Source organism: Streptomyces sp. NPDC033165 (assembly GCF_055577965.1).
In genome coordinates this window covers 323,484-349,325 of the sequence record NZ_JBVIPK010000007.1, presented here as the reverse complement: position 1 = coordinate 349,325, position 25,842 = coordinate 323,484, and the positions used below count along the sequence as shown (strand labels likewise).

General features: G+C 71.6%; 25 protein-coding genes and 4 pseudogenes. 13 read left to right on the top strand and 16 right to left on the bottom strand.

Annotation, left to right across the window (positions count from 1 at the left end):
- Window positions 1–9 precede the first annotated feature (9 nt).
- Window positions 10–492, bottom strand: a pseudogene (locus tag ACZ5WC_RS19635) (SCO6880 family protein); the annotation flags it as partial.
- A gap of 186 nt (window positions 493–678) precedes the next feature.
- Between ACZ5WC_RS19635 and panD the strand changes: the two are divergent.
- The gene (gene panD / locus ACZ5WC_RS19630; RefSeq protein ID WP_468541973.1) at window positions 679–1,104 is read left to right on the top strand and encodes an aspartate 1-decarboxylase; all 426 of its coding nucleotides are present in this window, start codon (window positions 679–681) and stop codon (window positions 1,102–1,104) included.
- Window positions 1,105–1,166: 62 nt separating this feature from the next.
- Window positions 1,167–1,520 (top strand): GNAT family N-acetyltransferase, encoded by a 354-nt coding sequence (locus ACZ5WC_RS19625; protein WP_468541972.1) that lies wholly within the window; start codon window positions 1,167–1,169, stop codon window positions 1,518–1,520.
- Window positions 1,521–1,858: 338 nt separating this feature from the next.
- On the opposite strand, the gene ACZ5WC_RS19620 is transcribed toward ACZ5WC_RS19625, so the two are convergent.
- The 7 genes from ACZ5WC_RS19620 to ACZ5WC_RS19590 all read right to left on the bottom strand — a co-directional run bounded on the left by ACZ5WC_RS19620 (window position 1,859) and on the right by ACZ5WC_RS19590 (window position 8,662).
- Window positions 1,859–2,302, bottom strand: a complete 444-nt coding sequence (locus ACZ5WC_RS19620; RefSeq protein WP_468541971.1) for a hypothetical protein — start codon at window positions 2,300–2,302, stop codon at window positions 1,859–1,861.
- Window positions 2,299–2,802 carry a MarR family winged helix-turn-helix transcriptional regulator gene (locus ACZ5WC_RS19615; RefSeq protein WP_468541970.1) on the bottom strand — a complete coding sequence of 168 codons (504 nt, stop codon included), beginning with the start codon at window positions 2,800–2,802 and terminating at the stop codon, window positions 2,299–2,301. Before ACZ5WC_RS19615 ends, ACZ5WC_RS19620 begins: the two co-directional genes overlap by 4 nt.
- Window positions 2,803–2,838: 36 nt before the next feature.
- Entirely contained in the window at window positions 2,839–4,326 is a 1,488-nt protein-coding gene (locus ACZ5WC_RS19610; protein ID WP_468541969.1) for a type III PLP-dependent enzyme domain-containing protein, read from the bottom strand.
- Window positions 4,327–4,402: 76 nt separating this feature from the next.
- Window positions 4,403–5,200, bottom strand: coding sequence for a family 1 encapsulin nanocompartment shell protein (locus ACZ5WC_RS19605; protein WP_468541968.1), 798 nt, complete (start codon window positions 5,198–5,200; stop codon window positions 4,403–4,405).
- Window positions 5,200–6,273: a Dyp-type peroxidase gene (locus tag ACZ5WC_RS19600; protein ID WP_468541967.1), complete on the bottom strand. Its 1,074-nt coding sequence runs from the start codon at window positions 6,271–6,273 to the stop codon at window positions 5,200–5,202. The genes ACZ5WC_RS19605 and ACZ5WC_RS19600 overlap by 1 nt, the downstream gene beginning before the upstream one ends.
- A gap of 269 nt (window positions 6,274–6,542) precedes the next feature.
- Window positions 6,543–7,985 (bottom strand): NADP-dependent phosphogluconate dehydrogenase, encoded by a 1,443-nt coding sequence (gndA, locus tag ACZ5WC_RS19595; protein WP_468541966.1) that lies wholly within the window; start codon window positions 7,983–7,985, stop codon window positions 6,543–6,545.
- Window positions 7,986–8,137: 152 nt separating this feature from the next.
- Window positions 8,138–8,662, bottom strand: coding sequence for a DUF5709 domain-containing protein (locus ACZ5WC_RS19590; RefSeq protein WP_468541965.1), 525 nt, complete (start codon window positions 8,660–8,662; stop codon window positions 8,138–8,140).
- 379 nt (window positions 8,663–9,041) lie between these two features.
- Between ACZ5WC_RS19590 and ACZ5WC_RS19585 the strand changes: the two genes are divergently transcribed.
- The 3 genes from ACZ5WC_RS19585 to ACZ5WC_RS19575 all read left to right on the top strand — a co-directional run bounded on the left by ACZ5WC_RS19585 (window position 9,042) and on the right by ACZ5WC_RS19575 (window position 12,721).
- The gene (locus tag ACZ5WC_RS19585) at window positions 9,042–9,188 is read left to right on the top strand and encodes a hypothetical protein (protein ID WP_468541964.1); all 147 of its coding nucleotides are present in this window, start codon (window positions 9,042–9,044) and stop codon (window positions 9,186–9,188) included.
- A 302-nt stretch (window positions 9,189–9,490) separates the two neighbouring features.
- Entirely contained in the window at window positions 9,491–10,966 is a 1,476-nt protein-coding gene (locus ACZ5WC_RS19580) for a UDP-N-acetylmuramoyl-L-alanyl-D-glutamate--2,6-diaminopimelate ligase (RefSeq protein ID WP_468541963.1), read from the top strand.
- 210 nt (window positions 10,967–11,176) lie between these two features.
- Window positions 11,177–12,721 carry a carboxylesterase/lipase family protein gene (locus tag ACZ5WC_RS19575; protein WP_468541962.1) on the top strand — a complete coding sequence of 515 codons (1,545 nt, stop codon included), beginning with the start codon at window positions 11,177–11,179 and terminating at the stop codon, window positions 12,719–12,721.
- Here the strand turns inward: ACZ5WC_RS19575 and ACZ5WC_RS19570 are convergent.
- On the bottom strand, window positions 12,718–13,584 hold the full coding sequence (locus ACZ5WC_RS19570; RefSeq protein WP_468541961.1) for a class I SAM-dependent methyltransferase: 867 nt from the start codon (window positions 13,582–13,584) through the stop codon (window positions 12,718–12,720). The genes ACZ5WC_RS19575 and ACZ5WC_RS19570 overlap by 4 nt on opposite strands.
- 176 nt (window positions 13,585–13,760) lie before the next feature.
- On the opposite strand from ACZ5WC_RS19570, the gene ACZ5WC_RS19565 reads away from it, so the two are divergent.
- The 5 genes and pseudogenes from ACZ5WC_RS19565 to ACZ5WC_RS19545 all read left to right on the top strand — a co-directional run bounded on the left by ACZ5WC_RS19565 (window position 13,761) and on the right by ACZ5WC_RS19545 (window position 17,238).
- Window positions 13,761–14,354, top strand: coding sequence for a TetR family transcriptional regulator (locus ACZ5WC_RS19565; RefSeq protein ID WP_468541960.1), 594 nt, complete (start codon window positions 13,761–13,763; stop codon window positions 14,352–14,354).
- A 191-nt stretch (window positions 14,355–14,545) separates the two neighbouring features.
- On the top strand, window positions 14,546–14,947 hold the full coding sequence (locus ACZ5WC_RS19560) for a GNAT family N-acetyltransferase (RefSeq protein ID WP_468541959.1): 402 nt from the start codon (window positions 14,546–14,548) through the stop codon (window positions 14,945–14,947).
- Between the two features lie 121 nt (window positions 14,948–15,068).
- Window positions 15,069–15,644, top strand: coding sequence for a hypothetical protein (locus tag ACZ5WC_RS19555; protein WP_468541958.1), 576 nt, complete (start codon window positions 15,069–15,071; stop codon window positions 15,642–15,644).
- Between the two features lie 131 nt (window positions 15,645–15,775).
- Window positions 15,776–15,912: pseudogene (locus ACZ5WC_RS19550) on the top strand (IS5 family transposase); the annotation flags it as partial.
- Window positions 15,913–16,008: 96 nt separating this feature from the next.
- Entirely contained in the window at window positions 16,009–17,238 is a 1,230-nt protein-coding gene (locus ACZ5WC_RS19545; RefSeq protein ID WP_468541957.1) for an IS701 family transposase, read from the top strand.
- 178 nt (window positions 17,239–17,416) lie between these two features.
- Here the strand turns inward: ACZ5WC_RS19545 and ACZ5WC_RS19540 are convergent, their stop codons facing one another.
- The 4 genes and pseudogenes from ACZ5WC_RS19540 to ACZ5WC_RS19525 all read right to left on the bottom strand — a co-directional run bounded on the left by ACZ5WC_RS19540 (window position 17,417) and on the right by ACZ5WC_RS19525 (window position 21,155).
- Window positions 17,417–19,309: a caspase family protein gene (locus ACZ5WC_RS19540; RefSeq protein ID WP_468541956.1), complete on the bottom strand. Its 1,893-nt coding sequence runs from the start codon at window positions 19,307–19,309 to the stop codon at window positions 17,417–17,419.
- Complete coding sequence (locus tag ACZ5WC_RS19535) at window positions 19,306–19,677, bottom strand: effector-associated constant component EACC1 (RefSeq protein WP_468541955.1); 372 nt, start codon at window positions 19,675–19,677, stop codon at window positions 19,306–19,308. Before ACZ5WC_RS19535 ends, ACZ5WC_RS19540 begins: the two co-directional genes overlap by 4 nt.
- Window positions 19,678–19,881: 204 nt before the next feature.
- Window positions 19,882–19,995: pseudogene (locus ACZ5WC_RS19530) on the bottom strand (transposase); the annotation flags it as partial.
- A gap of 122 nt (window positions 19,996–20,117) precedes the next feature.
- A complete protein-coding gene (locus tag ACZ5WC_RS19525) occupies window positions 20,118–21,155 on the bottom strand; it encodes an SCO7460 family lipoprotein (RefSeq protein WP_468541954.1) in 1,038 nt (345 codons plus the stop codon).
- Window positions 21,156–21,428: 273 nt separating this feature from the next.
- Between ACZ5WC_RS19525 and ACZ5WC_RS19520 the strand changes: the two genes are divergently transcribed.
- From ACZ5WC_RS19520 to ACZ5WC_RS19510, 3 genes are all read left to right on the top strand, one after another.
- A complete protein-coding gene (locus ACZ5WC_RS19520; protein ID WP_468541953.1) occupies window positions 21,429–22,574 on the top strand; it encodes a S1 family peptidase in 1,146 nt (381 codons plus the stop codon).
- A 340-nt stretch (window positions 22,575–22,914) separates the two neighbouring features.
- Complete coding sequence (locus ACZ5WC_RS19515; RefSeq protein WP_468541952.1) at window positions 22,915–23,538, top strand: TetR-like C-terminal domain-containing protein; 624 nt, start codon at window positions 22,915–22,917, stop codon at window positions 23,536–23,538.
- On the top strand, window positions 23,525–24,463 hold the full coding sequence (locus tag ACZ5WC_RS19510) for an alpha/beta fold hydrolase (protein WP_468541951.1): 939 nt from the start codon (window positions 23,525–23,527) through the stop codon (window positions 24,461–24,463). The genes ACZ5WC_RS19515 and ACZ5WC_RS19510 overlap by 14 nt, the downstream gene beginning before the upstream one ends.
- Window positions 24,464–24,689: 226 nt before the next feature.
- Here the strand turns inward: ACZ5WC_RS19510 and ACZ5WC_RS19505 are convergent, their stop codons facing one another.
- The 3 genes and pseudogenes from ACZ5WC_RS19505 to ACZ5WC_RS19495 form a co-directional block, all read right to left on the bottom strand.
- Window positions 24,690–24,950 (bottom strand): hypothetical protein, encoded by a 261-nt coding sequence (locus tag ACZ5WC_RS19505; protein ID WP_468541950.1) that lies wholly within the window; start codon window positions 24,948–24,950, stop codon window positions 24,690–24,692.
- Between the two features lie 86 nt (window positions 24,951–25,036).
- Window positions 25,037–25,498, bottom strand: a complete 462-nt coding sequence (locus ACZ5WC_RS19500; protein ID WP_468541949.1) for an NUDIX hydrolase — start codon at window positions 25,496–25,498, stop codon at window positions 25,037–25,039.
- A gap of 44 nt (window positions 25,499–25,542) precedes the next feature.
- Window positions 25,543–25,771 (bottom strand): annotated as a pseudogene (locus ACZ5WC_RS19495) (helix-turn-helix domain-containing protein); the annotation flags it as partial.
- Window positions 25,772–25,842: the final 71 nt, after the last annotated feature.

Genomic DNA, 25,842 nt, shown 5'->3' with positions numbered 1-25,842 from the left:
GTGGTCCTTCCTGCCGGTAGGCAGGGCGGCGACGGGCGCCCCGTCGAGAGCAACTCCGGATGTGACGGCGTAGGCCTCGATCTGTGCGCAGGCGGCGTGTCCAGGAGGGCGTCGGTCTCGGCGGTGACGGTGACCGGGCCGGTCAGGGTCGCGCGTGCCCGGCGATGAGCTGACGTTCACGGGTCTTGACGTCGGCGTACTCGACGGAATCCTCGTCGGAATCGGCCGTACGTGCCATAGGGGCTCGAGTCGATAAGGGAGAGGCCCGCGACGCACACCCGCCGTGAACATCAGCCCGTGCAGGAACCCTGCCCCCAGCTCGGTCCACGGCCAGTTTCCCCTCCAGTACTTCGCGTGCCGCGCGCTGTTGGTGGCGAGGCGCTCGTACTCCTCGAACCGCACGACGGGACCGGCGGCTGCAGGATCGGCCTCGGCGCGGCCGGTCGCGGACCACTGCTGGCGCGCAGTGAGCGCCTTCAGGTCGTAGGCGCTGCTCGCGAGAGTGGGCGAAGTCCTCCCTCCACCACCTGGCGGGACGTCAGAAAAGTCGGCAAGTGGTCAGCGCGAGTCCTGAAAACCTGGGGAAAGCTGCCCGGACATACGGCTCGTTGTAGGGTGTCGAAACAGCCTTTGACCTGCAAAAATGCAGGCAGGGAGCCTACTTGTGGGAGTGCCCCAATGTTGCGTACCATGTTCAAGTCCAAGATCCACCGGGCCACCGTCACCCAGGCCGACCTGCACTACGTCGGTTCCGTGACGATCGACGCCGATCTGATGGATGCCGCCGACCTGCTGCCCGGCGAGCTGGTCCATATCGTAGACATCGACAACGGCGCCCGTCTGGAGACGTATGTCATCGAGGGCGAGCGCGGCTCCGGTGTCATCGGGATCAACGGTGCCGCCGCGCACCTCGTGCACCCCGGTGACCTGGTCATCCTGATCAGCTACGCGCAGGTCGACGACGCGGAGGCCCGGGCCCTCGTGCCGCGGGTCGTGCACGTGGACGCGGACAACCGGATCGTGGAGCTCGGCTCCGACGCCTCGGCGCCGGTGCCCGGGACCCGTACGGAGCGGAGCCCGCAGGCCGTCGTCGCGGGCGGCTGAGCCGGGCGCCCGCACCCCCGGACGGGCGACGTCCGGGCCCAACGAGCGAGGGAGCGGCAGCCATGGCGGAGAACACGCCGGTGGAGATCAGGGACGACCGGGAGCGCGGCAGTCTGGTGGCCTACGAGGACGGGACGCCCGCCGGGACCATCGCGTACTTCGTCATGGAGCCCGACCCCGGCGCGCTGGTGGCCGTGCACACGGTCGTCCGTCCCGAGCACGAGGGCAAGGGCATCGCCGGGGCGCTCGTCCGGGAGTTCTACGCCCTTGCCGCCCGCGAGGGCGTGCCCGTCGTGCCGCTCTGCCCCTACGCGGCGAAGTGGGCCCAGCGCCACCCCGAGGAGGCGCCCGAGGCGTCGGCGGATCTGGTCCGGGAGGCGGAGCGGCAGCTCAGGAGTCACCGCGAGCTGTTCTGAGTGACGCCGCTCCGCCCATGTGTGGACTCGGCAGGCGCGGGCAGCCGCACCGGGAGACGGTGGAGGAGAGCTCCATCTGTCCGTTTCGTGTCGCTGTGGAGGACCGAATGACCCACCCGTACCCCGACCCCGTACCGCCCGCGCCGACGCCTCCGCCCGTGCCCGGTCCGCCCACCCCGGTGCCGAGCCCGCCCCCGGTGCCGCCGGGGCCCGCGCCCGTGCCGCCCGGTCCGGCGCCGGACCCGATCCCGCAGCCGCCCGGCCCGGAACCCGTACCGGAGCCGGAGCCCCAGCCCGCGGGGACGTGAGGGCGGGGCCGAAAGTCCGCTGGTCGGCCCTCAGGTGGTCGCCAGGGCCTCGTTCGCGCGGTCGGTGACGGCGTTCAGCACGCGTGCCGCCGTGGCCAGGTCCTCGGCGGGCAGGCCCCCGTAGAGCCGGGCGGTGAGTTCCGCGGTCCCGGTCGCGATCCCGGCCTGGAGCTCCCGGCCCGCCTCGGTGAGCCCGAGGCGGGTGCCCTCGCCAGGCAGCTCCCTGACCAGCCCGGCCGCCGCCAGTGCGGCCAGCACCGCCCCGGCCGTCGCGGCGTCGACCTTCAGCGTGCTCGTCATCCGCTCCACCAGGGCGGCACGGTCGGCCTCCCCGCCCCGGTCGGCGACCGCGTTGAGCGCCGCCGCCTCGTGGAACGTCGTGCCCTTCGTGGTCAGCAGGACTTCCAGCAGCGCCCGGGTGGCGTAGTGCGCCCGGCCGATGATCTGTCCGTTGACGTGGGTCGTCGAGCTCATGACTGCTCCTCCGTGTTCGTCGATGGGTCGAGCGATACGTCGAGGAGGCGTCGCACCTGTCCCGTGAAGTCCTCGGTGCCGGTCCCCGCGAGCCCGCCGAGCGGCTCCAGCAGGCGGTCCATGAGGTCCCGGACGACCGTGACGGCCCGGGCGGTGACGGCGTGCCCGTCGGCGGTGAGGCTCAGCTGGACCGCCCGGGTGTCGGCGGGGTCGGGTGTGCGGTCCAGCAGCCCAGCGGCCTCCAGGGTCCGGGCGAGCTTGGACACGTAGAGCGGTTCGAGCCCGGTGTGATCGGCCAGCCGCCGCTGACTGGGCCGGGCTCCGGAGTGCTGGAGGTCGTGCAGGGACCCCAGGAGCGCGAACTGCGCATGGGTCAGTCCCAGCGGTGCCAGCGCCCGGTCCACGGCCACCCGCCACTTCATGGACAGCCGCCAGACCAGGAATCCCGGTGTCGGACCGCCCGGGGCGGCTGCCCCGACGTCGTGGTTCGCTTCCTTCATGACCGACAGAGTACATAGCTGTTATGTACATGGCTACTAAATGCCGGGCCGCCCGCGATCGGCCGGACCGCCGCCCCGTACGCCGACCAGTGCGTCCGCGTGATCGAGACCGCTCTCCGCCGCGATCGAGTCCACCGACTGCGCGTCCCGTACCGTCGCGAAGGCCACCGGCCCGTCCGGCCCGACGCTCCGGAACCCGTACACCGCGCTCCGTGGCAGGCTGTTGTACGCCCACGGGGTGGAGAAGTAGTACGCCCCCGTGTCGTACAGCACGACCACATCGCCCTCGGCCAGCTCCGGGAGCTCCCTCCCGTACGCCACCACGTCCCCCGCGAAGCAGCACGGACCCGCGATGTCCTGCGCCAGCGGCGGACCGTCCTTGGGCGTGCCGTCCGGGCCGAACGCGCCGATCCGCAGCGGCCAGTCGTCGGGCATGAACACGGTACGGGTGGCGGTCTGCGCCCCGGCGTGGGTGAGCGCGATCCGGCGGCCCCCGGCGTCCTTCGTGTACTCCACCCGGGCCCCGATGAACCCGTTCTTCGCGAGCAGCGACCGGCCGAACTCGGTGACCAGCCCATAGCGCCCGGAGAAGAGGCCGGGAGCGGCCTCGGTGAGGGCCGCCACGTAGTCGGCGTAGGTGGGGCGTACCGTGTCGTCGGCGAAGTTGACCGGCAGGCCGCCGCCGATGTCCAGGCTGGTCACCTGCCGGGTCCCGAGCGTCGCGTTGATCTCGTCGGCCAGTTCGTACGTCCGGGCCACTCCGGCTGCGATCAGCTCCAACGGACAGCCCTGGGAGCCGACATGGGCGTGCAGCCGGGTCAGCCACGGGCGGTCCCGGAAGGCACGGACCACGGCCTCGCGGGCTTCCGCGTCGCGCAGCGCCACTCCGAACTTCGCGGTGTCCGTCGCCGTACTCATCGGCCCGATGGAGCCGCCGCCCACCTGCGGATTGACCCGGAGCCCGAGTACGGAGGAAGTGCCCCGGTTCCGCAGGGAGTCGATGCGGCGCAGCTCGTCGAGGCTGTCCGCGTTCACCGCCACACCGAGTGCGAGCGCCAGCCGGATCTCCTCGCGGGTCTTGGCGGGGGAGTCCAGCACGATGGAGGCCGGGGCGAATCCCGCCTCCACCGCGAGCCGCAGCTCACCCGGGCTCGCGACCTCGCAGCCCATGCCGCAGTCGGCGAGCAGCCGCAGCACCGGGATGAGCGAGCAGGCCTTGGCCGCGAACGTGTGCAGCACACCGGGCGTACGGGCGAAGGCGTCGTGCAGGGCGGCCACGGAGGCGCGCACCCCGTCCGTGTCGATGAACCCGGCGACCGGCCCGGCCTCGCTCAGCAGCCCCTGTCCGACGGCCGCCCGGACAGCGGCGTCGAACCGGGAGGACCGGGAGAAGCGGGAGGGCCGCGAGGGCCGGGAGGAAGAGGGTGGTGTCGGGCCGGAGTGCGCGGGGTGTGCCGAAGGCGTCTGCGTCCTACGGTCAGAATCCCGGATGGCTGCCCCGCTTTCCCGTGCCCCGTGTTCCATGCCCCGTCGCCCGTCGCCCGTCGCCCGTCGCCCGTCGCCCCTCGCCCCTGGTCCGTCTCCCGTCGTCCGCCCGCGCTCAGGCGATCAGGCCGACCGCGGCCTCCGGCGTCAGCATCCGGAAGGTGAACGCCTGCTGGAAGTAGAGGTGGAGGCTGGTGGCGTCGTGGTCCGCGTAGCCGATCGACAGGTCCTGGCCCAGGCAGAGTTCGAAGTCACCGCCCCGGGTGGACAGCAGCACCCCGCCCTTGACCGCGGGAGCCCAGAGGATCTCGTCGTCCACCAGGCGGCTCAGGTGGGTCTTGACCGGATACCCGTGGTCGGACGTCTCGGCGGCCTCGGTGAACGCGTCCGCGCCCAGCAGCAGCCGGTACGGTCCGTCCACTCCGGCCAGCCGCAGCCGTGTCACCGCCTGGCTGACCGCTACCGGATAGTCCCGGGCGTCGGCGGGCAGCGGCAGCGGGTCGTGCGAGGAACCGTCCCGCAGACCGGTGATCCCGGCCGAGGCGTAGCCGTCGATGATCGTCATGTCCTCGGCGAACGCACAGGTGCGCGCCGCGTCCTTGACGGGCTGCCAGTCGCTGTCGGCCGAACCGCGCTCCACGTCGTCCACGGCCTGCCGGGTCACCGTGAACGGCACCCGCCACTCGATGACCGGCATCGACGTACGAGCCCGGGCCAGTACGTCCGGCGTGGGCGGATCGATGTCGCGCAGATGGCCGTCTCCGACCGCGGCCAGCGTCGGGCCGTCCGGATCGGAGACGTCGACGACGCGGCGGCCCGCGACATGACGGCGGAACGTACGCCGGGCCTCCTCCTCGATCTCGTCCCAGGCGGCGGGCGTGACCGGTGCGAGTTCGCGGTGCAGATTGTTCATCACTGGGCGCTTTCTTGCAGGCTGCCGATGCGCAGCGAACCGTGGTCCGGCCCGGCCGCGACCGGCTCCTGCCGGACCGGTGCGGGCACCGGTTCCGGCCGGTCTGCGGAGCGGTCCGGGGAGGGCAGGGGCGGCGGGGCGTCGAGGAAACCGGCGCGGGGTGCGAAGAAGAGGGAACCGGTGACCGCCGTGGAGAAGTCGAGGATGCGGTCGTGCGTCCCGGGCGGATCACCGAGGAACATGTTGCGCAGCATCCGCTCGGTGACGTCGGGGTCGGCCGCGTACCCGATGAAGTACGTGCCGAACTCGCCCTGCCCGAAATTCCCGAACGGCATGTTCGCCCGCAGGATGTCGCGCTCGGTGCCGTCCGGATCGGTGATGGTGTTGAGCGCGAGGTGGGAGTCGGCGGGCTTCTCCTCGTCGGGGAACTCCACGTCGTCGAGCTTGGTACGGCCGATGACCCGCTCCTGCTCCTCGACGGAGAGCGCGTTCCAGGCCTTGAGGTCGTGCAGGTACTTCTGTACGACGACGTAACTGCCGCCCCCGAAGTCCGGGTCGTCCTCCACGCCGACGAGCGCCGCCGCACGGGCCTCCTCGCCCACCGGATTCTCCGTACCGTCCACGAATCCGAGCAGGTCCCGGTGGTCGAGGTAGCGGAAGCCGTGTGTCTCGTCCACGATCCGCAGGGCCCCGTCCAGCTTGTCGAGCAGCTGGGCGGCCCACTCGTAGCAGAGGTCCATCCGCTCGGCCCGGATGTGCAGCAGCACGTCTCCCGGGGTCGCCGGGGCGTGGTGAGGGCGGCCCCGCAGCTCCCGGAACGGGTGCAGCCGCGCGGGGCGCGGCCCGTCGAACAGCCGGTCCCAGGCGGTGGAGCCGAAGCCGGTCACACAGGCGAGCCCGGAGTCCGGATACCGGAAGCCGAGCGAACGCGCCACGGCCGCGAGATCCGGCAGCACGTCCCGCACGGCGCTCTCGCCGCCCGGCTCGATCGTGCCGACCAGGAAGAGCGCCGCGTTGGTCACCGGCGCCACGACGGGCTGGACGGAGACGGGATCGGGGACGGCGTCGGGCATGCGCGTACTCCACTGGACGGGGAACAGACGGGGTGAACAGGCGGAGGTGAACAGGCGGGGTGCATGGACGGCGACGAACGGTCGGCGCCGTATGGACGACGTCGAACGGACGGCACCGAACGAAGGGCACCGAACGAACGGCACCGAATGACGACGCCGATCGGTCGGCCCCCAACGAACGGCGGCGAACTGGGCTCGCAGCAACTAACCCACGTCCCGCCCCCGCCCGCACCCCGGGTGGCCCGGCCGGGGGAGAGCCCCGGGCGGCCTCAGCCGGCCACGACCTCGGACCGGTCGCCGCCCCAGAGCGTGTGGAACGACCCCTCCCGGTCCGTACGCCGGTAGGTGTGCGCCCCGAAGAAGTCCCGCTGTCCCTGGGTGAGCGCCGCGGGCAGCCGCTCCGCGCGCAACCCGTCGTAGTACGCCAGCGCGGCGGCGAACCCCGGCGTCGGCACGCCCTGGCGCACCGCCTCGGCGACCACCGACCGCCAGTCGTCCTGCGCCGCGCCGATCTCCCGGCCGAACTCCTCGTCTGACAGCAGGCTCACCAGGTCGGGCCGGGTGTCGTAGGCCGCCCTGATGCGGTCCAGGAACGCCGCCCGGATGATGCAGCCCGCCCGCCAGATCGCCGCCACCGCACCGGGGTCGATGGCCCAGTCGTACGCCTCGCTGCCCGCCCGGATCTGGTGGAAGCCCTGCGTGTACGAGACGATCTTGGAGGCGTACAGGGCCTGCTCGACCCGGTCCGCGAACGCCGCGGCCTCCGCCCCCTTGAGCGGCTCTGGCGCGGGCCCCGGCAGACCTCGGGCGGCCTCCCGCAGATCGGCGTGGCCGGACAGCGACCGGGCGAAGACCGCCTCGGCGATCCCGGAGACCGGAACACCGAGGTCGAGCGCGATCTGTACGGTCCAGCGCCCGGTCCCCTTCTGCTCGGCCCGGTCCTGCACGATGTCGACGAAGGGCGCGCCGGTCGCCGCGTCGGTGTGGGCGAGGACCTCCGCCGTGATCTCGATGAGGTACGAGTCGAGCCGCCCGGTGTTCCAGGTGCGGAAGACATCGGCGATCTGGGCGGGGGAGTAGCCGCCCACCGAGCGCAGCAGGTCGTAGGCTTCGGCGATCAGCTGCATGTCGGCGTACTCGATGCCGTTGTGGACCATCTTCACGAAGTGCCCGGCGCCGTCGGGGCCGATGTGCGTGGTGCACGGTGTGCCGTCCTTCGCCCGCGCGGCGATCTTCTCCAGCAGGGGTTCCAGCGATGCGTAGGACTCCGCCGAGCCGCCCGGCATGATGCTGGGCCCGTTGAGCGCGCCCTCCTCGCCCCCGGAGATCCCCGCCCCCACGAAGTGGATGCCGAGCTCGCGCAGCTCCCGTTCACGGCGCCGGGTGTCCTCGAAGTGGGCGTTCCCGCCGTCGATGATGACGTCGCCCTCCTCCAGCAGCGGCGCGAACTCCCCGATCACCGCGTCGGTGGGCTGACCGGCCTTCACCATGATCACCAGCCGCCGGGGCCGCTCCAGGGCGGCGACGAACTCCTCGGGGGTGTGCGCGGCGACGAAGGTGCCCTCGTCGCCGAACTCCTCGACCAGGGCGTCGGTCCGGGAAGCCGTGCGGTTGTGCACGGCGACGGTGAAACCGTTGCGCGCGAAGTTCCGGGCGAGGTTGCGGCCCATGACCGCGAGTCCGGTGACGCCGATCCGGGCGGTGCCGCTCATCTTTGTGCTCCTGGGGGATCAGGGGTGTGTGCGGTGCTGCGGTACGAGGCACGCGGTGGGCAAGCCGCACACACGGTGTGTGCTGTGCGTTCGCCCAGGGGGGTACGGAGCGGGGGACGGCGGCGTTCAGGGTGCGGAGCCCGGGGGTGTGCTCAGGGCGAGGGCGAGGCGGGCGTACCACTGGGGTCGGGCAGCGCGCCGCCGTCGATGAGCGGGTCCTCCTCCGCCGGGTCGGGGATGACGTGCATGGCCGCTTCCTCGGCGGAGGCCGCCGCGCCGTCGATGCCCACATCGCTGGCGGTGAGGGTGGCCGGAACACTCCCGTCGGCCTGCTGGGTCAGCCGCCCGGCACGTACGACGCCCACCTCGCCGTCCCAGAGCTCGCCGTCCCCGCCCACCAGATCGCCCACGCCGTCGCCCGGATATCCGTCGGGCTCGGGCAGCTCACGGGTCAGCCGGGCCTCCAGGGACTCGCCCGTGAGGCCTTCGGCCGCGGTGGTGCCGCGGCCCTCGACCGCCCACGGTCGGTCCGGCGGCGAATACCCCTCGTCGAGGGGGTCACCGGTGCCGGAAGGATCCATGAGCGTGTCCTCGGCGCCGAGCTGCTCATCGGGGTCGGAAGCCTCCAGCTGTTCCTGGGGCTGGTAGACGTCGTCCCCCCAGTCGGTGTCGCTCATGGTGCGTCCTTTCCTCGGGAGAACCACTGTCCCCTGTACGCAATTCCACTCCGGTCCTGCTCCGGCCGCAAAGGGAAGATCGGAATCCGGCGGGTGGCGAGAGCGCCGGGAACGGGTCCGTCCGCAGGTCGCGGACGTGCGCGGCCGCTCTGCTGCCGGTTCACGGACTGTTCAGCGGCAGAGCAGAGCAGGGCGGGGCAGGGCAGAGCACACCAGGGCAAGGCAGAGCTGGGCGGGGCCGGGCAGAGGAGGCCGGGGCGTTCCGGGCCACCGGGCCGCTCGCCTCGTGCCGGGCCGGGCCGGGCCGTGCCGTGCCGCAGGAGCGTGGGGCGATCGGGAGCCGGGCCGGGGGGCTTCCCACCGCACGTACACTCGGCGCATGGGACGTAGCGCAGAGCCGATGAAGTGCTGCCCGCACCGGGCCGCTTCCGCGCTGCCCCCGGCCGTCGCCCGCGCGGCCGCGCCACTGGCGCCCCCCGACGCGGCGCCCGGGACGGGGCGTACGGCACTGCACGGCCACGGCTAGCGATCTTCGCAGCGATTCCGGTCGGCGGCTACCGCTGACATCCGGCCGTATCTGGCCGTATCCGGCCGCGTCCGGCGTTCGCGGACCACGGCACCTCCGCCCCGGTCCTCCGCCCCACCACGCACCCGAACACCACCGCCTCCGGCCCGCCGAGCACCGGAGACACCGCCGCACCGGCACGCGCCGGACGCGAGATCCAACCATCGGCTCCACAGCATCACGCGGCCCACGGCGCACCCGCCCGGGCCGCTTCCCGGCGACGGCCGCACGACCGGGGCCGCGCCGCACTCGAAGGGATCATCGTGAAGCTGAGCGACCTACTGGCCGGGCAGGACCACCATGTGCTCCGGGGAACCCCGGAGCGCACGGACGTCACCGCCGGAACGACGTTCGACGTGGACCGGGTCACCCCCGGCTCCCTCTACGTCGCGGTACCCGGCCATGCCGCCGGCGGCCCCGAGGCCGTCGCCCCGGCGGTCGCACGCGGCGCGGTCGCCGTCCTGGTCGACGAAGAGGCACCACCCCTTCCCGCGGCCGTGGGCGACGCGTGCGCCGTACGTGTCCCCGACGTCCGCCGGGCCGCGGCGGTCGTCGCCTCCCGCTACCACGGGGAACCGGGCCGGGCGATGGACCTCATCGCCATCACCGGGACGAACGGCAAGACGTCCGTCTCGTACATGACCGAGTCGGTGCTCCGCCTCGCCGAGGGCGCACGGGTCGGCGTGATCGGAACCGCGGGGAGCCGTATCGGGGACGAGCCCATCCCGATGCCGCCCTCGGTGCTCACCACTCCGGAATCGCCCGATCTCCAGTACCTGCTGGGGTACATGCGCGACCGGGCCGCCGGCAGCGTCGTCCTGGAGGCCACGTCGATGGGCCTGTTGACGCACCGTCTGGACCGTACGTTCATCGATGTCGGCGTCTTCACCAACCTGACCCAGGACCACCTCGACGACCACGGCACCATGGAGAACTACCGGGACGCCAAACTCCGCCTCTTCCAGGGCCTGTGCCGCCGCGCCGTGATCAACGCCGATGACCCGGTGGGCGCCGGGATCCGTGACCTGATGCCCGACGCGGTGACCACGTACGCGCTGGACGGCGATGCCGACTACCGTGCGAGCGACCTCGCCGTGGACGCTTCGGGCACCCGGTTCACCCTGCACCACGACGGCCGCAAGTACCCGGCGGCGATCCCCTCGCCCGGGCGGTTCTCGGTCTCCAACGCGCTGGCGACGCTGGCCGCGTGCCACCTCCTGGGCCACGGCCTGACCGGGCTGGTGGACGCCCTGGAGCGGATGCCGCAGATCCCCGGCCGCTTCGAACGGCTCCGCACCCCTGAGGGCACCTCGGTGATCGTGGACTACGCCCACTCGCCGGACTCGCTCAGCAAGGTCCTCACCACGATCCGGGGCTTCGCCCGGGGCCGGGTGATCACCGTCTTCGGCTGCGGCGGCGACCGCGACACCACCAAGCGCGCCGAGATGGGCACCATCGCGGGCACCCACTCCGACCTGTGCGTCCTCACCTCGGACAACCCGCGCTACGAGGCCCCCGAGGAGATCCTCGACCAGATCGCGCCGGGCATCGCGTCGACCGGAACGCCGTACGAGCGGCACACCGACCGCCGCCAGGCCATCGCAGCCGCTCTGGCGGAGGCGGGCCCGGACGACATCGTGCTCATCGCGGGCAAGGGCAGCGAACCGCACCAGAGCGTCGAGGGCGTGCTGCTGCCGTTCAGCGACATGGCCACCGTGCGCGAGTTGACCGGAGGATAGCCGGGGCGGGGAGCGGCCCGGGCACCCTGCCGGACCCGCCCCGCTGTACGGAGCAGCGCCCCGCACCTCCCGTACCGCCGGGCGATTCACACCACCGATGCGTCAATCGCGACGATCAAGGTGTTGGTGCGGCAGCCGGGTGACCTGGGAAGCTGGCCCGGCCGGGCCCGAACGCCGGGTCGGCGGGCGGAACGACAGGGGGCTGCACGGGTGGACGTCTTCGCGACGGAGGCAGGGCGGGTACGGGGAGGGCGGGCCGCCCGGGACCGGGGGGTCGTGGCCGTACGCGGCCTTCCGTACGCGGCCCCGCCGTTCGGCGCACTCCGGTTCCGGGAACCGCGTCCGCCGGAGCCCTGGGACGGGGTACGCGACTGCACCGCGTTCGGGCCTGTGGCCCCCCAGTCGGCCGAGCTGCCCGGCGCACCGGTCTGGTCGCCCGGTGACGAGGACATCCTCACGCTGAACATCTGGACGCCCGCCGACGGCCCCGGGGACCTCCCCGTGCTGGTCTGGATCCACGGCGGTGCGTACGTCTTCGGCTCCTCTGCCCAGCCCGACTTCGACGGCACCGCACTCGCGGCCCGGGGGCTCGTCGTCGTCACCCTCAACAGCCGTCTCGGCTTCGAGGGGTTCGGCCACGTCCCCTCCGCCGAGGGCAGCGCACCCTTCCCCGACAACCGGGGACTGCTCGACCAGATCGCCGCCCTGGAATGGGTGCGCGACAACATCGCCGCGTTCGGCGGCTCGCCCGAGCGGGTCACGGTGGCCGGGCAGTCCTCGGGCGCCACGTCGGCGGCCTGCCTGGCGGTGGCGGACCGGGCGCGCGGCCTGTTCCGCCGCGCCGTCCTGCACAGCGCCGTCAACGCCTGCGCGTCGGTGGAGCAGGCGGCCCGCACCACCGCCGAGGTCGCTGCTGCGGCGGGGGTCCCCGCCACCGCCGCCGGACTGCTCGCCGCCCTGCCGCGGACCCTGGTCGCCGCATCGGACCGGGTCGTCGACCGCTACCGGCAGGACCCCGGCTCGGGGCAGCGCCACTACGACCCCGCGATCTACGGCCCGGTCACCGACGGCGTCCTGCTCACCGCCGACCCGCTGGAGGCACTGGCGGCAGGGGCGGGCGGCGAGGTGGAGCTGCTGGTCTGCCACACCACAGAGGAGTACTGGCTCCTGGACGCGGTCGGCAGTAGCGCGAAGGTCGCCACGGAAGGCCGACTGGCCGTTTTCGCCGCCGACTTCGGGCTCCCGTCGTCGCTGGTCGAGGGCTACCGCGACCGCCTGCCGGATGCCCCCGTGCTGGACGTCTATCTGTCCCTCTACTCCGACCTGCTGTTCGCCGAGTACAGCACCCGCCTCGCCGAGGCCCACGCCCAGGCGGGCGGCCGGGCCCACCTCGCCCGCTTCGACCGCCGCCGGGGCGGCCGGGGCCAACGCGTCCGCGCCTGGCACTGCGCGGACATCCCGTTCGCCTTCGGCAACCTTCACGAGGAGAGCGTCCACTTCCTCCTCGGCGGCCCGCCCGGCGAGGCCGACGAGGGGCTGTCACGGCGCATGATGCGTGCGTGGTCGTCCTTCGCCACCCACGGCGACCCGGGTTGGAACCCCCTGGCCACGGGTGTGGAGTTGGGAGCGGGAGCCGGGGCGGCGGTACAGGTGTGGTGTACGGCGGAGGAGGGGGCGGCGGGCTCGTCGGGCACGGCGGGCGATGGTTTCCGTGACCTGTGGCGTGCGGCCGGTCTCCCCCTGCTCGCACCTTAGGGGGTGCCCCACGGACCCGCCGGTCGCTCAGCCCTGACCAGCCACGATGTGCTGCGCAGCCGGATCGTTCCGTCCGCCGCCCCGTAGGCGCGCAGATGGTCCGCCAGGGTCCGGCGGGCGGCGTCCCGCGCCGTGGAGTGGGCCTGCCCCATCAGATGGCGGCCGGGACCCGTCGCCAGCAAGAACTCCGCCGCGTCCTCCGCGTCCTGCCCCCATGTCCCGTACGCCTGAGCCTGGGTGATGGTGATCGCGGTGAATCCGGCTGCTGTGAGGATGTCGCGGACGCGGTCCGGGGCGGCCAACGAGAACATGCCGGGCAGTCCCGGTCGCCCGAAGTCGCCCAGGGGCAGGAAGTCGCGCAGTGACTCCATCGCCGTCACCCACTCGTTGAGCGTGGCATCGGCCGGGCAGACGAACGCCAGGCGCCCGCCCGGCCGCAGTGCCCGGGCGACATTGGCGAAGGCCGCCACGGGGTCGGCGTAGAACATCACCCCGAAACGGCTGATCGCCGCGTCGAACGTGTCTGCCTCAAAAGGGTGTGCCTGCGCGTCGCCCTGCGCGAAGGAGACGTTGGTGAAGCCTTCCCGCTCGGCGCGGGACCGAGCCTCGGCCAGCATCGGGCCGGAGAGATCGAGGCCCAGCGCATGCCCCTGGGGCGCCCGGAGCGCGGCGAGGCGCGTGGTCTGCCCGGAGCCGCAGCCGAGATCGAGGGCGCGGTGGTCCCCGGTGATGCCCGCGGCGTCGAGGAGCCGCTCGTTGAAGCCCTCGTTCACGGCGTTCCAGCGGTCCTGATTGCGGGCCCAGTGGGCGCCCTCGGGGCCGTTCCAGGCCTGCGCCTGCTGAGTGTTGACGATGACTGACACGGGTGGCCTCCAGTGGTGGGCGACTGAGAATGGGCGTGTGCCCAAACAGTATGGGCAGACGCCCAAACTGGCAATCGCCGCTACGATCAAGGGGATGCGCTCCTTGAGGGCGGCCCAGGGCAACCAGGGCAACCAGGGCGACCAGGATGACCCAGGACGGAAGGGAAGAGGGGGCCATGTCTCCGCGCGGAGTGGCGACACCGGACGTACGCGAGAGGCTGTTCGCGGCCGCCGAGCGCGTCGTGGAAAGGGGCGGGCCCGGCGCGCTCACCAGCCGGTCCGTCACGGCCGAGGCGGGCTGCGCCAAGGGGCTGCTGCACGCGCACTTCGCGGGGCTCGACGAGTTCGTGGCCGAGCTCTGCCTCGACCGGTTCGCGCGGACGGCGGCGAAGGCGCGGGAACTGTCCGGGCTGGCCGGCCAGAGTACGGTGGCCCGCAACCTTGAGGCCGTCACCTTCGCGCTGTTCGAATCCGGCGGTGCCGCCATTTCGGGTCTGGCCGTGACTCGCCCAGCCGCCGCGCTGCGCATCCGCGAGGCCCTGGCGGCAGGGGCCCCCGGATTCGCGGCGATCCAGGATGCCATCACCGGCTATCTGGAGGCCGAGCGGGGGCTCGGCCGGGTGGCGGAGACCGTCGATCCACCCACCGTGGCCCTCGCTGTCGTCGGCACCGCCCACCACCTCCTGATGACCGGCTGGCCGGGCGCACCCGACCCGCGCGCCGCCATGACGCGCCTGGTGTCCGCGCTGGTGGAGGCGCAGGTGCGGTGACCCCCGGGGTTGTCGACGTGGTCGACCCGGAGCAGCCGTCGGCAGGCGCGAGCGGGCGTAAAGTCGGTGCGGTGTTCGCCGCCCCTGCTCCCGTGCCCGATCCTTCCACCCCCGCTCCAGCATCTGTCCCTGTCCCTGCTCCCGAGCGTGCACTCACGCTGCGACCGGCGACCCGAGCCGATCTGCCTGCTGTGCTCGCCCTGCTCGCTGACGAGGAGAAGACGGTGGACCCGGCCTCCGTCGTGGTCGGGGAGGTGTACGAGCGCGCCTTCGCGGCGATCGCCGCCGACCCGCGCAACGAACTGCTGGTCCTGGTCGACGACACCGTGGTGGGCTGCCTCCAGGTGACCTACATCCCCGGGCTCGGCAAAGGCGGAGCCGAGCGGGCCCTGATCGAGGCGGTGAGAATCCGCGCGGACCGGCGCGGCGGCGGACTCGGCCGCGCTCTGATGGAACGCGCGGTCGCACGGGCCCGCGCGCGGGGCTGCGCGCTGGTGCAGCTGACCAGCAACAAGCAGCGCGCGGACGCGCACCGCTTCTACGACTCGCTGGGCTTCGCGCGCAGCCATGAGGGCTTCAAGCTCCTCCTGTAGACCCAACGCCGGTCAGTTGAGGGCGGGGCCGGGGGCGGGAAGGCCGTACTCCCCCGTGCGGGGGAGGTGGATCATCACGCGGTACGACGTGCCGGGCCCGGTGGTGCGAGAGGTTCGGGTCGTGACGACAGATCCCGCCCCGCCCGAATCCCGCATTCCGCCGCCGGCCCGGCTGCCGGCCCCGCCACCCCCGCGCTGGGCGGTGCGCGCCGCCCATGTCGCGGCCTGGTCGACCGTCCCCTCCGGGGTGTGGCGCGTCGCGCTCGTGCTCGGGGTGCCGGTCGGGGTGATGGAGCGCGAGGAGATCCTCGCCGCGTTCCCCGGCAACTCCCCACTGATCGCCCTGGCTTACGTGCTGCTGATCGGTGCGGTCGCCGAGGCCGCCTCGTACCTCACGCTGGGCCTGGTACGGCCCTGGGGGGAGGTGGTGCCGCGCTGGATTCCGTTCCTCGGAGGACGCCCGGTCGAGCGCAGGCTCGCGGTCCTCGCCGCTTCGCTGGGAGCCCTCGCGGTCACCGTCCTGTGGTGGGTCCTCTTCTTCGGCGGACTGCTGACCTCCCCCAGCCCGGACCCCGGTATCTCGGCCGGTGAAGTCCTCTTCGTCGCCGCCTACGCCCCACTCCTGCTGTGGGGCCCGCTCCTGGCGGCGGTGACCTGGTCGTACCACCGAAGGCGCACGGCTCGTGCGAGGTTGTGATCGAACTCGGGTTCCATCCTTGTGTGTGGGGGCGATGGAACCTGCTGGGACACTGGGTTGACATACAGTCAATTCCCCCACGAACACGGGTAGTTCATCGGGCCGTACCTGCCGACAGGGCAGAGGCGGACCTGACCGGTAAAGCCCGTCTCGCCGCAGATCGTCGGTGCCGTCAGCTCCCCTGGCCCTGACTGCGGGCCATGCTGCCGACAGCCCGCAGTTCGTACCCGTGCTTGAGAAGGTGTGCATCCGTCTGCTTGTCGGCCGCCTGACTGATCAGCACCTCACACAACACCTAGTAGTGCTTGGTCATGTGTCGTTTGTGATGGCGTGTCTTCTTGAATGGTCGTGTCGTTGATCGTGTGTGCTGAGTGGGGAGTTGGCTGCGGTCCGGTGTGATCTGGAGGACTTCGCGGCGGAGATGTTCGAGCCGTTCGCGCGGGCGGATCAGCGGCGGTGGGGCGGGGTCTATCTGCGGGGCCTGCTGCTGGACGGCGGGCGCAAGTCGGTGGAGCCGATGGCCGCCCGTCTGGGCGAGGAGGGGAACCGGCAGGCGCTGGCCCACTTCGTCACCTCCAGCCCGTGGGATGCGGCGCATGTGCGGGCCCGGCTGGCCTGGCGCATGCAGCCGGTCATCAAACCCACCGCGCTGGTCATCGATGACACCGGCTTCCTCAAGGACGGGGACGCCTCGGCGTGCGTGACCCGGCAGTACACCGGTACCGCGGGCAAGGTCACCAACTGCCAGGCCGGAGTCTCGCTCCACCTGGCCTCCAACGGCGCCTCGGCGGCGGTGAACTGGCGTCTGTTCCTGCCCGGGAGCTGGGATCCCTCCTCGCCCAAGGCCGATCCGGCCAAGGTGGCCCGCCGCGACAAGTGCGCCATCCCTGCCCAGGTGGGCCATGTCGAGAAGTGGCAGCTGGCCCTCGACATGATCGACGAGACGCGGTCCTGGGGCATCGAAGTACCCCAGGTCATCGCCGACGGCGGCTACGGGGACACCGCCGCCTTCCGGCTCGGCCTGGAGACACGCGGTCTTGACTACGTGGTGGGGATCTCGACCACGACCACCGCGCAACCCGAGGACGCTCAGCCGTGCGTCCCGGCCTACTCCGGCCGTGGCCCACGGCCGGTTCCTGCCTACCCCGAGTCGGCACAGCGGGTGAAGGACCTGGTCATCGCGGCCGGCAAATCTTCCGCACGGCCGGTGCAGTGGAGGGAGGGATCACGGCCGGGCAGCGGCCGCAGCGGGGTGAAACGCATGTACTCCCGCTTCGTTGCGCTGCGGATCAGGCCCGCCGGGCGCGAGATCCGCCAGGCCACGACCACCGCCGACCTTCCGGTCCGCTGGCTGCTGGCGGAGTGGCCCGCCGACAGGGACGAGCCCGTGCAGTTCTGGCTCTCCAACCTGCCCGAGACCACCCCGTTGCCCGTCCTCGTGCGCACCGCGAAACTCCGCTGGGGCATCGAGAACGACTACCGCGAGATGAAACAGGCCCTCGGCCTGGCCCACTTCGAAGGCCGGACCTGGCCAGGCTGGCACCACCACGTCACCCTCGTCTCAGTCGCCCACGCCTTCTGCACCCTGCAGTGACTGAACAGATCCCCAAAAGAGACGGCGCCGACCTGAGCCTCTACCAAGTCGTCCGCGAGCTGCAGATACTCCTCGCGACCTGGACCGGCGCCTGCCCCACCTGTCACCGCAACATACCCGACCCCACACCAACATGACCAAGCACTACTAGGTAGTGGAGTACAGATGTCACGTGCTGTCAGCGAGCTGCCAGCCTGGTCGCGCTGCTCCGGCGGTGGCGGGTGTCGAGGTACACGGACGCGATGCCCGTCAGCGCGAAGACCTTCGACAGCGTATCGGTGACGCTCTCGGCGAGCTGCATAGCCCGCTCGGGTGCGTTCGCGGCGACTACCGGAGCGACGTCCGCCAGCGCCGCCTCCTCCACGAAGCGGTCACCTATGACGGCGATGATTTCCAGGGCCCGGTCAGGGTCAGCGGCCGCGACGGCTTGGGCGGTAGCCACCAGTCCTTCCGCTCGCCACGCGCGGTCGGAGATGCCTCGGGCGATGTGCAGGGCCCGCCGCGGGTCGGTGGCCGCGACCACTCGAGCGACGCCGGCCTGGGCTGGCGCATAAGGCTGCTGACCGGCAAACGGGGCGATTAGGCGCAGGGCCTCGTCGGGGTCGATGATTGCGAGGGCCTCCGCGACAATGGGCGCCGTCCAGGGAGCGTATTGGTCGGGAAGCAGACGGAAGGCCCTGCCGGGGTCTGTGGCCGCGACCTCGCGGGCGATCCCGGCCAGGGTGTCCGTGCGAAAACGCTCGTCGGTAATGCGGGCGGCGATCTCTTCGGCCCGGTCAGGCGCGAACGCGGCGACCGCCCGCGCGATCTCGCTCAAGGCGGCTGCGTTCCGACGAGGCGGGGGGCCGTCGAGGACGTAGGTGTCGAGGACGTACTCCCCGTTTCTTGGGTCGCGCAGCCCGTGATTCCTCACGATCTGGGCCAGCGCCGTGGTCCGGTAAGGCTCCATGCCGTTGATCAGCATGTCGATGGCGCGGAAGATGTCGGCGGCGGCGACGACCACGGCGATATCCGCCAGGACGGACTGCCGACGGTCCTCGTCTGACATGGTTGCGGCGATGGCCAGGGCCTGTTCCTCGGCCACGGCCGCGACGACCGGCGCGATCTGTGACAAGCAGATGCGTCGGAGCTGCTTGCTTTTTGCTCCCGACGTGTCGCGCAGCGCCTTCTCGATGAGGAGGGCGGCCCGGTCCTCGGCGCTGACGCTCTCGCTCGGCAGCCCGGGCGAGGGTCTCCCGACGGCCCCTGACCGACCGGTGACGGCCGCGTTCACCAGCACTGGAAGGGTTTCGTGCACAAGAAACTGACGAGCCGTGGATCCTTGCCGGTTGCGCACCAGGCCCAGCAGCTCGGCAGTGCCGGTGCCCTGCTGTTGTGGCACCGGCAGGCCCTCGGCCGTCAGCCGGGCAAGCAGGTGCCGGTAGATGTCGTTCATCGTCAGCATCTGGCTGGCCCTGGCGCTGCCGTCTTGAAACAGTCGGAGCAGTCGCTCGGTGAACGCGGTGTGCCGTTCACCATCCAGTGCCAACGCCACCCGGTTCTCGGTGGCGGCGGTCAGCGTGTAAGTGCCGGATATCTCCAGCGCAGTGAGCAGTGACTGCTCTTCACTGGCCAGCGGTCGACCGATGGCGCGTCCGCTGAAACAGCTGTCCAGAATGAGGACCCGGTTGTCCGCGCGGCTGTCGAGGAAGGTCTCGCGGACCACGTTGAATGTGAGCGCGGAGTATGCCAACTGGTCGGGGCGCGTCGCCGCAAGGCTCAGATAGAGGTTTCCGCGACGATCGATCAGTCCATGCCCGCTGTAGTAGACCAGGAGCAAATCGCTGGCCTGCTTGGCAGCGGTCGTGAGGATTTCACCGATCTGCGCGAGGTCGGCGTCCTCGGGCGCGGCACGGCAGTGCGTCTCAGCGAACCCGCCGAGTTCCGGGTCGGTGAACGCCGCTGCGAGGTCGGCCACGTTGTGGGCGACGACGGGTAGGTCCGGCAGGTGCTCGTCTTTATAGCGTGGGGTGCCGATCAGAACGATCCGCGACTGTGCGGGATCGACGGCGCGGAACGCCGGCCGGTTCACGCGTCACCGGCTGGTTCCTGCTCCTCGGAGACGACGAGCACCTGGCGCAGCAGCAACTCGACGTCCTCGACCCGCTGGGCTTCCAGCTCCACGCTCCGTCCGTCCGGCGTAGAGACCGAGATGCGCACGTCACTACCGCGAGGCCGCGTCAGGAACGCGTGCAACGATCCTGCCAGCACGCTGATCACGCCGCCGCTGCCAATCGCGGTAATCAGCACGTCGAATGACGCCCCCAGATCGTTCGGACCCGGCTGCACCGCCCGGGGCGTGACGCGGCCACGCAGCTCCGGTTCGCCGTTCAGCCACTCGTCGAGATCCTGCAGTTCGCGGACCGGGTTCCCGCCCCGTACCGAAAGCCACGCTTCCACTGTCCCTCCTTGGCTGGATGCCCAAAAGTGTAGGCGCAAAGGGCGGTCTGAGCAGGGCCCTTTGATCAACTTGCCCTGGTTCTGGGAGCGGCGTCGGGCTGGATATCAACGAAGGTGTTGTCCGAGCCTTTGAGTTCGCCGATCGGCGTGAACAACGCGTCCTCAGACGGGTCCTCAATGCGGTCGCCGCTCTCACCCTCGGCCCGGTAGTGAGGCGGCCATCGGCTCCACCGACTTGCGCCCACCGTCCAGCAGCAGACCCCGCAGATAGACCCCACCCCACCGCCGCTGATCCACCCGCGCGAACGGCTCGAACATCTCCGCCGCGAAGTCCTCCACATCACACCGGACCGCAGCCAACTCCTCGCTCAGCACACACGGTCAACGACACGACCGATCAAGAAGACACGCCATCGCAGATCGCACATGACCAAGCACTACTAGGGGGTGCCCGGCGGCAGCCGCAGTGCGCCCGTGCCCTCGCGCACATCGTGCACGATGCGGCCCTTCCCCACCGGATTGCCGTGTTCGTCCGTGGTCACCAGCACCGCGTCGTCGCTGTTGACGCACCGCCCGCGCGCGTCCGGCTCGGGGCAGAACAGTACGTAGCCGGTCTGCCGGTCGACCCGGCCCGGTTGGAGCCGCCAGATCCACTGGTAGTCGGCCATGACCACCCGGGGGTAGGCGGCGCGCAGTTGCTCCTTCACCGCGTTCTGGACGGTGTCGCCGAACTTCTGCCGCTCCCGGAACGGGCGGACGATCCGGGCGTTGCCCGTCGTGTCGACCCGGCCCGCCTCGATGTCGTAACTGACAGAGAAATAGGTGTGCTTGGTGAGCGAGGCCAAGAGCTCCGACCGGGTCAGCCGCAGAACCGTCGGCCACGAGTCCTTGCCCTTCTCGCGTCGTTCGGCGACCTCGGGGGAGACCACCTGGACGAACGACGCCTTCGCCCTGCCGAGTTCGCTGTCGGCCCCGCTCGCGGTGACCCAGCGCTGGACGCAGTCCCCGATCTCCCGGAGCCGCTTCGCGACGGTGGCGTTCGTCAGCTCGGCGACCACGTGGGGCGGGGTGCCGGTCGGGCCCAGGGCGATGACCTCGTAACCGCACGCGTCGAACGCGCTCTTGAGCGTGCGGTACTCCTCGGCCTGCGTGCGCCCGCGCCGCACCGCGTCCGTCAGGACCTCCGCGCACCCCTTGCGGTCGCAGGTGCCCGCGTCCGCGTCGATCCGGAGCCGAACCACGGCGTCCCGGTCGTCGGTCACCGCGAACGACACCTCGGAACCGCCCGCACCAGGGAAGAGCGTGCGCGCCCCGATCGCCTTGAGCTGCCCGGGAAAGTGCTTCTCGGCCAGCTTCTCCGCCTCGCGGCGGTCGTCCTCGGTGCTGACCACCCCGCACGCGCCGAGCAGGACGACCAGCGAACCCGCGAGCCCGCCGGTGAGTGCGGCTCGCCGCGTTCCGCGGTGCGATCCGGCCATGGTCTGCTCCTCGGGCTGGCCCTGTCCGGTGTTCCTGTGACAGTAGGACCAGTGTCGGCGTGCCGGATGAGTACGCCTACTCAACCCCGGTGCGCAGACTGCCTCGTACTCCTCCGGGACGCCTGCCGTCATTGGCATGGACCTGACTGTGGAACTCCGCTACAGTCCGGGAACGGCATATCTGAGAGCGCTCTCAAGGCGCGATCGGATCGCGCTCCCGGACGCCTCCCGTTTCACCCCCACGTCGTTGGAACAACAGGAAGGGTCACTCCCTTGAGACACGCAACCGTGCTGCGGACCGGTCTGTCCGCACTCCTGCTCCTCGGTGCCTGGACCGCCGCGGGCCCGTCGACCGCCTCCGCCGCCCCCGTCGACTCCGCCAACCCGCCCGCCTCCGCGGCCCTGCTGTCGGCGATGCAGCGCGACCTCGGCCTCACGGAGGCGCAGGCCCGTACGAGGCTCGCCGACGAGAAGGCCGCCACCGCCCTGGAGTCGAAGGCGCAGCGGGCTGCGGGCTCCGCCTTCGGCGGCTCCTGGCTCGACGCGAAGACCGGTCGGCTGACCATCGCCGTCACCGACGCCGAGAAGGCCGAAGCCGTACGGGCGACCGGTGCCGACGCCCGGCTCGTCGAGCACTCGGCCAAGCGGCTCGACGCGGCGAAGGCGCGCATCGACGCCTTGAAGACCCCCTCCGGTGTGAGCAGCTGGCACGTCGACCCGGCGGCCAGTCGCGTCGTCGTGAACGTCGTCGCCGCCGAACGGACTGACAACGATGTCCGCACCTTTGTCGCCAAGGCCCGCAAGGCCGGGCCGGTAACCGTCAGGACGACCGCCGAGGCCCCGCAGACCTTCGCCGCCGGAACGGTCGGAGGCGACCCGTACTACACCGGCAACGTCCGCTGCTCCATAGGCTTCTCCGTGCACGGCGGCTTCGTCACCGCCGGGCACTGCGGGGGCGTCGGCCAGCAGGTCCGCGGCTGGGACAACTCGTACATCGGCAACTTCCAGGGCTCGTCCTTCCCCGGCAACGACTACGCCTGGGTGAACGTCGGCAGCGGCTGGTGGACCGTCCCCGTCGTCCTCGGCTGGGGGACCGTCCCCGACCAGCTCGTCCGCGGCTCGAACGAGGCCCCCGTCGGCGCCTCGATCTGCCGTTCCGGCTCCACCACGCGCTGGCACTGCGGCCGGATCCTGGCCAAGAACGAGACCGTCAACTACAGCCAGGGCGCGGTGCATCAGATGACCAAGACGAGCGTCTGCGCCCAGGGCGGCGACTCCGGCGGCTCGTTCATCAGCGGAGACCAGGCCCAGGGCGTCACCTCCGGCGGCTGGGGCAACTGCACCAGCGGCGGCGAGACCTGGTACCAGCCCATCAACGAGATCCTCAACCGGTACGGGCTGACGCTGCACACCGCGTGATTCGGGGGAGCCGTGCCGCCGCCCTCCCGGCGGTGCGGCTTTCGCCGACGCGCCCGAGACCGTACGTGAGCGGTCCCGCCGGCGGGCGGGACCGCTTCCGTGCGCAGGGCGATGCTCACGGTGGAAGCCGGTCATGCCTGTCAACGCCCGTCACGCCCGTCACGCCCGTCACGCCGGTCGAGGCCGGTCGAGGCCCGACGGGTCACGTCAAGGCCTGTCGCCCCAACGCCTCTTGCCCCGGGGGAGAGCTCTCACGGGCTTTCCGTATGCCGTCCGCGCTCGCCCTATGTATCCTAGGTAAGTGCCTAGAGGGTCTAGGAAGTAGTGGGTGGAGGCATCGATGGCTCGCGCAGGGCTCACGGCCGACCGTGTGGTGGCGGCCGCCGCCGATCTGGCTGACTCCATCGGGTTCGACAAGGTCACGGTCACGGCACTGGCGCGGGGCTTCGGGGTCAAGGACGCCAGCCTCTACTCGCATGTGTCGGGCCTTCAGGACCTGCGCACCCGGGTCGCGCTGCTGGCCGCCGGAGAGTTCGCCGACCGGCTGAGCGAGGCGGTGGCCGGGCGCGCGGGTCGCGACGCGCTCGTCGGATTCGCGCACGCGTACCGGGCGTTCGCGCTGGAGCACCCCGGGCGGTATCAGGCGACCCAGATGAAGATCGACCCCGCCGTCGCCCAGGAGTCCAGCGCCTTCCGCCGGACGGTCGAGACCATCTACGCCATGATGCGCGCCTACCGGCTGACCGAGCCCGATCTCACCGACGCCGTGCGGATGCTGCGCAGCACCCTGCACGGCTTCAGCGACTTGGAGGCGGACGGTGCGTTCCGGGCCGACCGTGACGTCGAGGCGTCTTGGGAGCGGACATTGGACGCGTTGGACCTGGTGCTGAAGAACTGGCCCGCAGGGCCGCAAGGCGATTCGAAGAAGGGGGACGGCAATGAGGACAGGCATGCCGACGAGTAACGGAACCGCAGACCGAACCACAGACCGAGCCACAGACCGAACCGCTGTGCGTACCGGACGGCTGGATGTGCCCGGTGCGACGCTGCACTACGAGGTGCGCGGCTGCGGGCCGCTGTTGGTGATGATGCCGGGCGGAAGCGCCGATGCCGGAATCTACGACGCACTCGCGGCGGATCTGGCGGACCGGTGGACGGTGGCCACGTTCGATCCGCGCGGATACTCCCGCAGTACGCTCCACGGGCCCGTCACCGACCAACTGCCCCGGACGCACAGCGAGGACATCGCACGCCTCGTCGAGCTGCTGTCCCCGGACGGAGCTCCGGTGGCCGTGTTCGGTTCCAGCTCCAGTGCGGTCGTCGCGCTCGACCTGCTGTCCCGTCGCCCCGGCCTGTTGAGCCGGGTCGTGGCGCACGAGCCGCCGCTGGTGGAGCTGCTGCCGGACCCGGCCGCCGGCCGTGCCCTCTTCTCCGCCGTACGGGAGTCCTTCCGGAGGGACGGGGTGGAAGCCGCCATGGCGACGATGGCCGCGGGTTTGGCTCCTGACGACGGCTCGGAGCAGCAGAGGGGGGAGGGTGCGGACGACGACCACGACCGCCGGTCGGCCGACGCGGGAGAGAGCGGCGGCCCGTCCCCGGCGGAGGCCGCCACCTTCCGGCGGATGATGGCCAACCTGCCCGTCTTCCTGGAACACGTGCTCTGCCCGTTCAGCGGGTACGTCCCCGATCTCGCCGCCCTGCGTGCCGCCGCACCGAAGCTCGTCGTCGGCGTCGGACGGGACTCCCGGGCGATGCTGCCCGCCGTCGCCGCCGAGCGGCTGGCCCGGCGGGTCGGGAGCGGGACGGTGGACTTCCCCGGGAGTCATATCGGGCTCACGGAGGACCCGGTGGCGTTCGGCGCCCGGTTGCGGGAGACCCTGCTCGGCTGACGCCGGCGCCGTTCGAGGGGCTGGGCGGCTCAGGAGGCCGCCGCGCCACAGTAAGTTGAGGCCCAGTCGGTCCAGCCGTGTGGCGATCTCCGAAATGCCTGGTTGGGCCGGGAGTTGCCCGCCGCGAAGGTCGAGCGTGCTCCTGGGCTGGTCGCGACCGGCGATCGATGCGAGCCACCAGGGGTTGACGTGGCCGTCGGCGCGGCGGGCGGCGGCGCGGGCGGCCTCACTCCTGCCCGCCCCTGCTCGCCGGTTCGATCGGGCTCAGGTTGTCGACGGTGCCGACCCGGGCGTCCGACAAGGCCGCGTCGCGGGTCGCATGCACCGCGACCCCCTGGTCCAGACGCAGGTGGTACGAGGCGCGCACGTCGGCCGTCAGGTCGGTACGCGGCAGCCTCCTGCGCGCACCCCCGGTGCCTCGGCTCGTACTGCTGGTGGCCGACGTGGTGACCTGGTGGTCCGTGGTGGCGGTGGCGTAGCCCCCCACTTACCGCCCTTGGCTATCCTCCTCCCGGCGGGGGCGGCACCGGACTGCGGCGATGCCTACAGGCGGCTGAGCGTGTGTGTCCGGTGTCAGCCCGGTGTGGCCCAGTGGGGGTCCGCCCGGCCGAGCCACGCGTCCTGGTTGTCGGCGAGCGGCAGCCCCAGTGGCAGCGGGACGAACCGGCAGGCGAACCGCATCCCCACGTCGTCGCCCTCACCCCGGACCCGGTGCTCCCACGCCGACGGCCCGTCTGCCGGGGCGTTCAGCAGGAGGAACGTGGTCAGCCGGGGCTGCCCGGTCACGGGGTGCGCCCGCCCGTCCACCGCGATGCGCCGCACGACGCGGGCACCGGTCAGCCCGGTCTCCTCGGCGACCTCACGCAGGACGGCCCGCTCCGGAACCTCGCCCGGTCCGATGCCGCCCGCAGGCACCTGGGTGCCCGCCTCGGGGAAGTCGACATGGTCGAACACCAGGAGAGCGGGGGAGGGGTGACGACGTATCACGTACGCGGCGACTCGGATACGGGGCGGGGGAGCGGAGACGGCAGCCATGAATGCATCCTCGTGCATCCCGGCCGGCCCGGACTTGCCCCCGGTCCCGCGCCCGACACCACGGGGGGGCGATGGAGACGGCCCGCCGGGTCGCCAGTGACCTGGCCGCCCGGTTCGGGGTGCAGCCCGTGACGGAGACCGTGTGCCGGACGGACTCCTGGATCACCGGAACCACGTTCCGTACGCCGTCGACGACACGGACGCCGTGGCGCGCGAGACACAGGCCGCCCGCGCCGCACCCTCACATGCCGGGCGTACCGATCGACGGTTCAAGTTCCGCCACGCTCAGATGAATTCAGGCCACGCGTCGTCGGAGGGTGGCCGAGTGTCACCTTTTGCTTGTG

Excerpts from the sequence above, each read along its gene's own strand:
- panD (WP_468541973.1), top strand. The coding sequence starts at position 679 with ATGTTGCGTACCATGTTCAAGTCCAAGATCCACCGGGCCACCGTCACC.
- ACZ5WC_RS19625 (WP_468541972.1), top strand. The coding sequence starts at position 1,167 with ATGGCGGAGAACACGCCGGTGGAGATCAGGGACGACCGGGAGCGCGGC.
- ACZ5WC_RS19620 (WP_468541971.1), bottom strand. The coding sequence starts at position 2,302 with ATGAGCTCGACGACCCACGTCAACGGACAGATCATCGGCCGGGCGCAC.
- ACZ5WC_RS19615 (WP_468541970.1), bottom strand. The coding sequence starts at position 2,802 with ATGAAGGAAGCGAACCACGACGTCGGGGCAGCCGCCCCGGGCGGTCCG.
- ACZ5WC_RS19610 (WP_468541969.1), bottom strand. The coding sequence starts at position 4,326 with ATGGAACACGGGGCACGGGAAAGCGGGGCAGCCATCCGGGATTCTGAC.
- ACZ5WC_RS19605 (WP_468541968.1), bottom strand. The coding sequence starts at position 5,200 with ATGAACAATCTGCACCGCGAACTCGCACCGGTCACGCCCGCCGCCTGG.
- ACZ5WC_RS19600 (WP_468541967.1), bottom strand. The coding sequence starts at position 6,273 with ATGCCCGACGCCGTCCCCGATCCCGTCTCCGTCCAGCCCGTCGTGGCG.
- gndA (WP_468541966.1), bottom strand. The coding sequence starts at position 7,985 with ATGAGCGGCACCGCCCGGATCGGCGTCACCGGACTCGCGGTCATGGGC.
- ACZ5WC_RS19590 (WP_468541965.1), bottom strand. The coding sequence starts at position 8,662 with ATGAGCGACACCGACTGGGGGGACGACGTCTACCAGCCCCAGGAACAG.
- ACZ5WC_RS19585 (WP_468541964.1), top strand. The coding sequence starts at position 9,042 with ATGGGACGTAGCGCAGAGCCGATGAAGTGCTGCCCGCACCGGGCCGCT.
- ACZ5WC_RS19565 (WP_468541960.1), top strand. The coding sequence starts at position 13,761 with ATGTCTCCGCGCGGAGTGGCGACACCGGACGTACGCGAGAGGCTGTTC.
- ACZ5WC_RS19525 (WP_468541954.1), bottom strand. The coding sequence starts at position 21,155 with ATGGCCGGATCGCACCGCGGAACGCGGCGAGCCGCACTCACCGGCGGG.
- ACZ5WC_RS19515 (WP_468541952.1), top strand. The coding sequence starts at position 22,915 with ATGGCTCGCGCAGGGCTCACGGCCGACCGTGTGGTGGCGGCCGCCGCC.
- ACZ5WC_RS19510 (WP_468541951.1), top strand. The coding sequence starts at position 23,525 with ATGCCGACGAGTAACGGAACCGCAGACCGAACCACAGACCGAGCCACA.
- ACZ5WC_RS19500 (WP_468541949.1), bottom strand. The coding sequence starts at position 25,498 with ATGGCTGCCGTCTCCGCTCCCCCGCCCCGTATCCGAGTCGCCGCGTAC.